This window comes from Neobacillus drentensis (assembly GCF_036966985.1).
Lineage (GTDB): Bacteria > Bacillota > Bacilli > Bacillales > Cytobacillaceae > Neobacillus > Neobacillus drentensis_E.
Genome location: NZ_JBALSN010000408.1, coordinates 4,347 through 14,133, shown reverse-complemented (window position 1 = coordinate 14,133; position 9,787 = coordinate 4,347). Strand labels below are relative to the sequence as shown.

The 9,787-nt window shown below is 38.1% G+C and carries 11 protein-coding genes and 1 pseudogene; 1 reads left to right on the top strand and 11 read right to left on the bottom strand.

From position 1 onward, the window contains the following. The 6 genes from V7659_RS23605 to sppA all read right to left on the bottom strand — a co-directional run. Window positions 1–480, bottom strand: a 480-nt coding sequence (locus tag V7659_RS23605) for a class I SAM-dependent methyltransferase (protein WP_420491764.1), incomplete at its 3' end; no start/stop codon positions are given. A gap of 113 nt (window positions 481–593) precedes the next feature. Next, window positions 594–1,094: a thiol peroxidase gene (gene tpx, locus V7659_RS23600; RefSeq protein WP_283875408.1), complete on the bottom strand. Its 501-nt coding sequence runs from the start codon at window positions 1,092–1,094 to the stop codon at window positions 594–596. 181 nt (window positions 1,095–1,275) lie between these two features. Then, window positions 1,276–1,770 carry a GerW family sporulation protein gene (gene ytfJ, locus V7659_RS23595; protein WP_335542597.1) on the bottom strand — a complete coding sequence of 165 codons (495 nt, stop codon included), beginning with the start codon at window positions 1,768–1,770 and terminating at the stop codon, window positions 1,276–1,278. A 17-nt stretch (window positions 1,771–1,787) separates the two neighbouring features. Further along, window positions 1,788–2,459: a DUF2953 domain-containing protein gene (locus tag V7659_RS23590; RefSeq protein ID WP_335542596.1), complete on the bottom strand. Its 672-nt coding sequence runs from the start codon at window positions 2,457–2,459 to the stop codon at window positions 1,788–1,790. A gap of 103 nt (window positions 2,460–2,562) precedes the next feature. After that, on the bottom strand, window positions 2,563–3,030 hold the full coding sequence (locus tag V7659_RS23585; RefSeq protein ID WP_335542595.1) for an RDD family protein: 468 nt from the start codon (window positions 3,028–3,030) through the stop codon (window positions 2,563–2,565). An 11-nt stretch (window positions 3,031–3,041) separates the two neighbouring features. After that, a complete protein-coding gene (sppA, locus tag V7659_RS23580) occupies window positions 3,042–4,052 on the bottom strand; it encodes a signal peptide peptidase SppA (protein ID WP_335542594.1) in 1,011 nt (336 codons plus the stop codon). Window positions 4,053–4,214: 162 nt separating this feature from the next. Here sppA and V7659_RS23575 point away from each other — a divergent pair, with 162 nt between their 5' ends. Then, complete coding sequence (locus V7659_RS23575; RefSeq protein ID WP_335542593.1) at window positions 4,215–5,018, top strand: NAD kinase; 804 nt, start codon at window positions 4,215–4,217, stop codon at window positions 5,016–5,018. A 55-nt stretch (window positions 5,019–5,073) separates the two neighbouring features. On the opposite strand, the gene rarD is transcribed toward V7659_RS23575, so the two are convergent. The 5 genes and pseudogenes from rarD to V7659_RS23550 form a co-directional block, all read right to left on the bottom strand. Then, window positions 5,074–6,006 (bottom strand): EamA family transporter RarD, encoded by a 933-nt coding sequence (gene rarD, locus V7659_RS23570; RefSeq protein WP_335542592.1) that lies wholly within the window; start codon window positions 6,004–6,006, stop codon window positions 5,074–5,076. A gap of 132 nt (window positions 6,007–6,138) precedes the next feature. Further along, the gene (gene mbcS / locus V7659_RS23565) at window positions 6,139–7,725 is read right to left on the bottom strand and encodes an acyl-CoA synthetase MbcS (RefSeq protein ID WP_335542591.1); all 1,587 of its coding nucleotides are present in this window, start codon (window positions 7,723–7,725) and stop codon (window positions 6,139–6,141) included. A 304-nt stretch (window positions 7,726–8,029) separates the two neighbouring features. Continuing rightward, the gene (locus V7659_RS23560; protein WP_088089259.1) at window positions 8,030–8,236 is read right to left on the bottom strand and encodes an alpha/beta-type small acid-soluble spore protein; all 207 of its coding nucleotides are present in this window, start codon (window positions 8,234–8,236) and stop codon (window positions 8,030–8,032) included. Window positions 8,237–8,336: 100 nt separating this feature from the next. Further along, window positions 8,337–9,542: a tRNA uracil 4-sulfurtransferase ThiI gene (gene thiI / locus V7659_RS23555; RefSeq protein WP_335542590.1), complete on the bottom strand. Its 1,206-nt coding sequence runs from the start codon at window positions 9,540–9,542 to the stop codon at window positions 8,337–8,339. Beyond that, a pseudogene (locus V7659_RS23550) lies at window positions 9,543–9,787 on the bottom strand (cysteine desulfurase NifS); the annotation flags it as partial.

The window sequence follows — 9,787 nt, the reverse complement described above, 5'->3', positions numbered from 1 at the left end:
ATTAACATAGGCAAGCTTAATAAGAAGGTCATCAATCTCAACGCCGACAGAATCAATTTTTCTTTGAAGATGATTTAAAACAGTTGTTAACAAATTTCCCGTCCCCACTGCTGGGTCAAGCAAGCGGAAATTTGACTGTTTCATAAATCTTTCAACTAAATAGCCAATAAGTATCCCAACAGAATCAGGTGTCATTTGATGGTTCGGTTGAACACTATCGTTCATTCCTTTTAAAATAGCCAGCTGATAAGCTTTCCGAATATCATCGTTTGAAAACTTTTCTAAATGAATCTGTCCATATTGTTTCTTCATTCTTTTTTCTGTTAGTTCGCTGACCTCATCTTGCAGGATAGAGCCTTGGAATAAATTCTCTCCTGTCTCAGCGAGTGCCTCTAAATATGTACAGTTTAATTCTTCCTGCAAAAGAAGTGCAGTTTCATTAAATAACGTAAACAGTTGTTCCACTGGAGAAACTTTCATTTGATCCCCGCCCTCATTAATTTCCTTATTCATTTTAATGAGTATCGACATATTATACAAGTTTTAAGCATAGAAAAAGGCCCTGCTATGCAGAGGCCTTCTAAATCTTTATCTTACTTTGCCGCCTTAGCTGCTTCCAGTGCTGCTTCATAGTTCGGGTGGTTTGTTGCTTCACTTACATATTCAACATATGTAACTGTATCGTTAGAATCAACAACAAATACGGCACGTGCTAGTAGTCTTAATTCTTGGATAGCAACTCCAAATGCTTCACCAAAAGAAAGATCACGATGATCAGATAATGTTTGCACATTTTCAATTCCGCTAGCAGCACACCAGCGTTTTTGCGCGAATGGCAAGTCAACACTTACCGTTAATATTTTCACATTGCCTAAGCTGTTTGCTTCTTCATTAAAACGACGTGTTTCAGCATCACAAACACCAGTATCCAAAGAAGGTACAGAGGTAATTAAACGTACTTGACCTTTGGTACTTTCTAAAGTAACTTGTGACAAATCATTTGCAAGTACAGTAAAGTTAGGTGCTTTGTCCCCTACTTTAACTTCATTTCCTAAAAGTGTAATTGGATTCCCTTTAAATGTTACATTTGCCATTTTACATCCTCCTTTGTCGTGTTCAAGTTCTAGCGATTGTAGAAAACGCTTTCCCTTCAAATATGTACAGTGTAAATATATCTTTTCAAAATCTAATTTGCAATTAATAAGCTTTTGAATTTTCACATATTACATGAAAAAAGTTAACCTTCCTAATCTTCTGGAAGATTAACCTTTTCTGCTATAATTCAAGTTCTTCTTTTGATTTATGCTCGTTTTTCGATCCTTGCGAACTATTTTGATGTTGACCTTGGTCCTTTTTTGAGAACATTTGCTGAATTTTATCTATCGCCTGTGGAGCCAGCTCTAATATTTTTTCGTACAAATGCGTGCTTTCATCCAAATGCAGCATTTTAACGCCATGAGAGTTAACAATTAAAAAGGCAATTGGGGTAATTGAGACACCGCCTCCGCTCCCGCCCCCAAATGGATGGGTTGAACTTTTACTTTGACTCTGACCTTGGCCTTGCCCTTGCCCTTGCCCTTGACTTTGAGACCCCTCAAGTTTAAATTCACTACCACCTGCGGCAAATCCAAAACCTACTTTCGATACAGTCAAAATAACACTGCCATCAGGGGTTTCGACAGGATCACCAATAATCGTATTCACATCAATCATTTCTTTAAGGCTTTCCATTGCAGTTGTCATCAAACCTTGAATTGGATGGTCAGACATGGTTGTTTCCTCCTTTTTCAAATGGAATTTGTTTTATCATTTGCAAAATTTGTTTTCTTTTTAAAGTGCGGAAGTCCGCCCCTCCAGAATTTAAATAGTTTTAATCCTGCTAGAATAGCATACCCGATACGAAACTGAATAATACATGTTATTCTTGTCTGAATAACGGCCGCCTGAAAGTGTGGAGTCACCGTTATTTTGGGCATTTCTTTCAGTTTTAAATAATGACTAATAAGACCTATGATGCTCCCTTTAAATGCCCAAATGGCACCCGTTATCGTCCCTGTGTGTGCTGCATCTCCTAAACCAATCAAAGTATTCCACTCAAAGCCTTTCATCGTAACTTTTCGAAAAAAATTCCTTACAATCCGATGTAACCCAAACACATGATGCAGTAATTTTTTGGCATTTGAAAAATTACCTTCAATATCTTCAGCTGTGAATTGCTTGGAGTCTGCGCTAGTTGATTCAGCTGAGGAATCACCCATTTTAGTTTTACTATTTACTACAATGCTAGGAGAATTATCATCCACTTTTATTAACGGAACGTTAATTGTATATTTTATTAATCCAAACCAAATCTTAAATTTTAACTTTAAATCATCATTGTCATTATGATGATAATAATTAATTAGTATTGTTAATTTAGTAAAAAGAATGAGAATGAAAAAGAGCAATAGAATTGACAAAACTACAAGCACCCAGAACAATTTCAATCACAACCTTTCAGCGGGTAGTATTTGCTTTTCCATAAAAAAATAAACCTACCAACAAATGTTGATAGGTTTATGGTCACCGTTCCACATGTATGACCGAAGTGTCAGTGAATAGATCATGCAAGCCTTGTTTTTTTGGTAAAAAAGCAATAATTATATATCCAACGATGATTGTTGAAGAAATAAATCGACCAATCCATTCACGAAAGAGAATCGTTTCCCATGTCATTTGATTACTTTTTAAATCAACTACTTTCAATCCAAACACCATTTTTCCTAAAGTTTGATTTAGATACTTGGTCATTAGCACGAAATACAGGTAGAAGATTAACGCGGATACGATTGAAACTGGAGCAAACATGGACGATTCCGCTAAAGAAAAATCCAGCATTCGAAAAACTGGTTTAATCAACATCCTAACAATACTTCCCACTACCACCAAATCAAGAAGATAAGCCCAAAAGCGCATCCAGAAGCCTGCATATCGAAAGGAAGGTTCCTCTTTTCTGTCGTTCGAGTATTCTTGATACTCATTCGTTTCCATGGATACTCCCCCTATTCCGCATACAGGTACATAAGTCGCGGAGAATTTGGTCTTGATAGGACCTTCAACAAGCCAGCCATTTCTATATCTTTACCCATTAATTTCTTTGCCTGCATTGTAAATAAGGACCCCAGCCCAAGTGAGTCTGAATAACGAACAACTTGTGCACCTTTAAGTTTCTCTTGTTTTTTCATATATTTCACCACATCGTCTAAATAGCCAAAACCATCAATTAACTGCAATTCCTTGGCTTGGCGGCCATCATAGACACGTCCATCTGCTATTTTTTTTACCTGCGTGATTGGGAGCTTCCTTCCCTCTGAAATAACTTTGACAAATCCTTGATATGAATTATTTATCATCGACTGTAAGATTTGTCGTTCCTCCTCGGTCATTTTTCTAGTTGGGCTCATAATGTCCTTATGCTTACCACTTTTAATCGTAACAAAGTCAACCCCATATTTATCAGCTAGCCCTTTATAATTGATCCCTTCCATAATCACACCGAGACTGCCAGTCATTGTCTCGGGACTGGCATAAATCTTTTTAGCTGCTGTTGAAATATAATATCCTCCCGAGGCGGCCATGGACCCCATTGAAATATAGACTGGCTTTTTAGTTTCTTTTTGAATTTCAGTTAGTTTATCATGAATTTCTGCACTTTCAACCACTCCGCCTCCGGGAGAATTGACTTTAATAATTATTCCTTTTACCGAATCATCGACTTTAATATAGTTTAACTTTTTCATGAAGTCCTGATGATTGAAGCCAGAACTTTGCAGGATTGAGCCAGTTTCCCCTGTATCCTGGATGACCCCATTTACATCAAGAATCACTATTTTCTTTAATTCATTCCCTTCATTGACAACCTCTTCTGTAAAGGGCTGCTCCGCCGAAGCCATAAAATCAGTGAAATTTGTTTCCCATCCTTTAAAGGCAAAAGAGGATAAAAAATTAATGACCACCGAGAAGAAAAATAACGTTGCTGCAATCCCTAGTGCGGCCCACCGTTTTCCATTCATAAATACGTATGTCCCCCTTTTTTGTTTATCTTAAAATTAAGTCCTATTTCATATTGTCTCAATAAAATGCTAAACTAATTTCAGACTAGCATTATTTCTTAGAGAATATTTTCGTGATGGGATAATGTTACAAAAATCTCATTTACCAGGGAGGTACATAATATGGAGAATAGACGCAATATTTACTTTTATCACAAACGAGATTCGGACATGCTGTCAAAAGTTGCTCCGCTTGTAGACATAGCAAATCGATATGGATTTACAATTGTCACTGATTACCGAAACGCAAATATCATTGCCAGTGTTGGTGATGATGGAACATTTCTACAAGCAGTTAGAAAAACTGGCTTCCGGGATGATTGCCTTTATACGGGGATTTCAACCGAAGATAACTTGAGTATGTATTGTGATTTCCGAATTAATGATAGATCTAAAATGATTGATGCGATTGTCACCAATGAAAATATAAAAGTGCGCCGTTATCCGTTAATTGAAGTAGAAGTTGATGGTCAAGGGACGTTTCCTTGCTTAAACGAATTCAGCATTCGCTCTTCAATTATTAAGACACTTGTAGTAGATGTCTACATTGACCAGCTTCACTTAGAAACCTTCCGTGGCGATGGACTTATTGTCGCAACACCAACTGGTAGTACTGGCTATAATAAATCGGTGAATGGTTCGATAGTTGATCCACTTCTTCCATGCATGCAGGTGAGTGAAGTAGCCTCTGTTAATACCAATAATTATCGAACACTTGGTTCGTCCTTTATTGTTGGCAGTGAAAGAACACTTACGCTTAAAGTAATATCTGAAGGCAATGACCATCCAACAATGGGAATGGATAATGAAGCATTAAGCATCCGTCACGTGGAGAAAATCAGCATAAAAATAAGCGATAAAAAGTTAAAAACACTTAAACTAAAAGATAATTCTTTCTGGGAAAAAGTAAAGCGGTCTTTCCTGTAAAAAGAGACATTTACTCACAAAAAAACCTTATCCAAGGAGCGGATAAGGTTTTTCATTATACGCTAGTGCTCTTCTCTTTTCGTAAATGGAACGTTTGTGAAGGTAACAGCTTTGTTTTTGATAAAGAATAAATCGTTAATGCTGACCAAATGAACATAAAGGATAGTAATTGTATTTTTGAAAAATGTTCATGATAGACAAATACGCCTAAAAGTAAAGTTAATGTCGGAGCAATATATTGCAAAAAACCTAATAATGATAAAGGGATTTTTTGTGCGCCTTTTGCAAAATAAAGGAGCGGTACTGCCGTTGCAACCCCAGCACCCATTAATAGCAGGTCAGTTGGAATCCCAGCGTTTAAAAAGTCATTGGTGCCGTTAATAAATAAAAATCCAATATATATAACAGCAATCGGTGTTATCACTAGAGTTTCTAAGGTTAACCCGACAGCAGAATCTACATTGATCAACTTTTTCGCTAATCCATATAATCCAAAGGAAAGGGCTAACACAATCGCAATCCACGGAAACTTCCCATGAGAAATGGAAATAATTAGTACCCCAATTGCAGCTAAGACGAAGGATGCGTATTGGTAAACCGTTAATTTTTCTTTAAGCACAATCATACCTAATAAAATACTGATTAATGGATTGATATAATAACCAAGGCTCGCTTCAATCATATGACCGCTGTTAACCGCCCAGATATAAATGAACCAGTTCACACTGATTAAAAGAGAGGCAATCGTCAGTGCGGCCATTTGTTTTTTATTTTTCGCAAACCCTTTAATCGTTTGGAGAAAAAGTCCCCATTTTTTGGTTAGAAGAAGAATGACGACCATAAAAATAAACGACCAAACAACACGACTGGCTAAAATTTCTTTAGCATTAACATGGTCTAAAAGCTTCCAATAGATTGGCAATAATCCCCAAAGTAAATAGGAAAAGCCGGCATGAATGACTCCTTTTTGCGTTTCTGTCTTTTTCATATGTGTACGAGCCCCTATTCTTTCTAGTTTCGAAATAATTTCTATTATAACGCGAAACTTCGTAAATAGGGGAAATTTTTACTTCCAATAAAAAAGCAGACGAGATTCCGCCTGCTTACTCTCCAACATACCTTATTTTTGTTTCGCTCCCTCAAGTTCTTTTTTCCGAAGTTCAATCCGGCGAATTTTCCCAGAAGTTGTTTTTGGAAGCTCAGTGATATATTCAATTTCTCTTGGATACTTATATGGTGCTGTAAGCGTTTTTACATGCTCCTGTAGTGTTTTTGTTAATTCAGGGTCGGTGGAATCAATATCTTCTTTTAAGACAACAAATGCTTTGACAATAAAGCCGCGAATCTCATCCGGACTTGCCACTACTGCACATTCCTTTACAAATGGATGTTTAACAAGTGCATCTTCCACTTCAAATGGTCCAATCGTATAGCCAGAGCTGATAATAATATCATCTCCACGGCCTTCAAACCAGAAATAGCCTTCTTCGTCCATTTTTGCTTTATCACCGGTTACATAATAATCACCGCGGAACTGCATCGCAGTTCTTTCCGGATCTTTATAATAGTTTTTAAATAGAGCTGGCGTTTCTACATGGACGGCGATATCACCCACTTCACCGACTGCACACACCTGGCCCTCTTCGTTAATGATTTCAACCCTGTTCCCCGGCGTCGGCTTGCCCATGGACCCAGATTTCAATTCCATTCCTTTGGTAACGCCTACAAGCAAGGTATTTTCTGTTTGTCCATAACCGTCACGGACATCAATATTAAAATATTTTCTAAAAGTGTCAATTACTTCTCGATTTAAAGGTTCCCCTGCAGAGACAGCACTATGAAGATTTGGTAATTGGTAATCAGCTAAGTTATCTACCTTCGCCATTAGTCGATATTCCGTAGGTGTACAGCAAAGGACATTCACATCATATTTTTGGAGGAGACTCAAATATTTTTTCGGTTCAAATTTTCCGCTGTAAACTAATCCTGTTCCACCGGAGCCAAGAACGGATAGAAATGGACTCCAAATCCATTTTTGCCAGCCTGGGCCTGCAGTTGCCCAAACTGTGTCACCATCTTCAATACAAAGCCACTGTGGAGCGGCTGTTTTTAAATGAGCATAAGCCCAGCCATGTGTATGGACAACCCCTTTAGGATTTCCTGTTGTGCCAGATGTATAGGATAAAAAGGCCATATCTTCTCTAAGGGTGTCTGCTTGTTCGAAGGTTTCGGAAGCAGTTACCATCTCTCTGTCCAAGTCAATCCAGCCCGGTTCAGTTCCACCAATCGTAAATCTTACCAATGGCTGGGTTTTGCTGATATTTTCAAATTGATCCACGTATGGATAATAACTTATCACACCTTTTACATCACCGTGTGTTATCCGATATTGCAAATCTTTTTCCTTTAACATTTCCGAACTTGGAATAACGACCATACCTGCTTTTAAAGCGGCCAAATAAACGACATATGCCTCAATGAGACGCGGTACGATGATAAGGACCACATCTCCCTTATTTAGGCCATTCTTTGCGAACACATTTGTCGCTTGGTTCACTTTCTTTATTAATTGTTCGTATGTAACTTGCTGGGTGTCTCCTGCTTCATTCTCCCACTTTAAGGCGACTCTGGTTGGATCCTGTGCAAAACGCTCCACTTCTGAGACTAGATTATACTTTTCTGGTGCAATCAAATCTTCCCGCTTCATGCTTCTCCCCCTTATATTATTTTATTTTTATCCTACAGTATTAATTATACAAAATTATTAGATAATTTTAAATTATTATCTAAAAAGCGGAATCGCCAGTTTTGCGACGTATGGACTGGAGCGGTTCGACAGAGATAAAGGAAACCACGAAGAGCGGAGCGATTCGATGTTGACTTATCGTAGGGAGAAGCGCGAAGTACACTAGTCGCAGGGCGATGGAGCTGGATTGTTCTCTAGTACAATACACAAAAAAGAGAGCGGGGGAAAACCCCACGCTCTCTGTAGCCATCGTATTAATTTTTTATTAACGAGAGAATCCGCCGCCTAATTGAGATTCAGCCATTGCTACTAGACGCTTTGTGATTTCACCACCAACAGATCCGTTGGCACGTGAAGTAGTGTCAGCTCCAAGATTTACACCAAATTCAGAAGCAATTTCATATTTCATTTGGCTAAGAGCTTGTTCAACACCAGGAACCAATAATTGATTTGAGTTGTTGTTGTTTGCCATGTGATATCACCTCCTTGTGAGTATAGAATGTGTAGAACTTAAAATCTTCATTCTATATTACAATTGGTAATTGTTCACAAATTGTTCGAAATTTACCTTTTTAAAATAATTCGCTAAAATCTGAGCGCTGTTTGTTATCAGGTTTGATCACAATTCTTTCTGTCTCCCGCACCGCTTCATGGATCAATGGTTCAAAATCAAAGAAACTTTCAAAGTGCTGAATCTTTTCCCTTTTTGGTTTTGTTTTTGGAGATGCAGGAACAAAGATTGTACAGCAATCCTCATAAGGTCTGTTTGAGATTTCAAGTGTATCAATTTCTTGCGCAATTTTTATTATATCTGTTTTGTCCATTGTAATTAAAGGCCGCAAAATAGGGGTATTCGTTACCTCATTGATTGCAAACATACTTTCTAATGTCTGGCTCGCCACCTGACCTAGGCTTTCACCGGTAATAATCGCAAGACCTTCGTGTTTTTTTCGAATTTCATCTGTAATTCGCAGCATCATTCTTCTTGTTGATGTCATCGAGTAATTTTCTGGTATTTGTTCACGAATCGTTTGCTGAATATTTGTAAACGGGACAATGTGTAAGGTCAGTGAGCCATAAATTTCTGCTAGTTTTTGTGAAAGATCAATGACCTTTTCTTTTGCTCTTTCACTTGTAAATGGCGGGCTGAAAAAATGGACCGCTTCCACTTCTACTCCCCTTTTCATTGCCATATAGCCTGCAACAGGGCTGTCAATCCCGCCTGAAAGCATGAGCATAGCCTTACCGCTTGACCCAACCGGAAGTCCGCCAGCACCTTGTATGGTTTGACAGGATAGATAAATGGCTTCTTTTCTGACTTCAATCCGTAAATTTATATCAGGATTTTTCACATTCACTTTCAACCCCGGGATGTTCTGCAGTAAATAACCGCCGATGGTATGATTGATTCCATCTGTATCCAACTCAAACGATTTATCCGATCTTTTAGGTGTTACCTTAAAGGTCTGTCCATCTTTATATATGGAACGAACTAATTCTAGCGAGGTCTGCTTTAATGCCTCTAAACCTCTTTCTACCTTTATCGCAGGGCTAAATGACTGGATTCCAAAAACATTCTTTAATTTATCGATTACTTCTGCGCAGTTTTCACCATTTAATAGGACATACATCCGATCACGGCTCGCTTCCACTTTCACGTTCGGAAAAGGAACGAGCGCGATTCTTACACTTTTTTTTAACTTATCAACAAATTTATTGCGATTTCTGCCTTTTGTTGAGATTTCCCCATAGCGTATTAGTATTCGTTCATAATCCATTTATTTCATTACCTTCCTTAATTGGTTTGCAGATTCTTTGAAGGCCTCTAAAGCCGTACTTGCTTCTTCTATACTATTTTCAACTGAAAGGCTTATTCTAATGGCACTTTCGGCTAATGTCTCCGGAACACCCATTTCTAAAAGCGTCTTACTTGGCGATTTCTTTTTTGAGGAACACGCACTTGTTGTTGAAACAAAGATGCCTTTCTGCTCAAGAGAGTGGATAAATACCTCCGACTTAATTC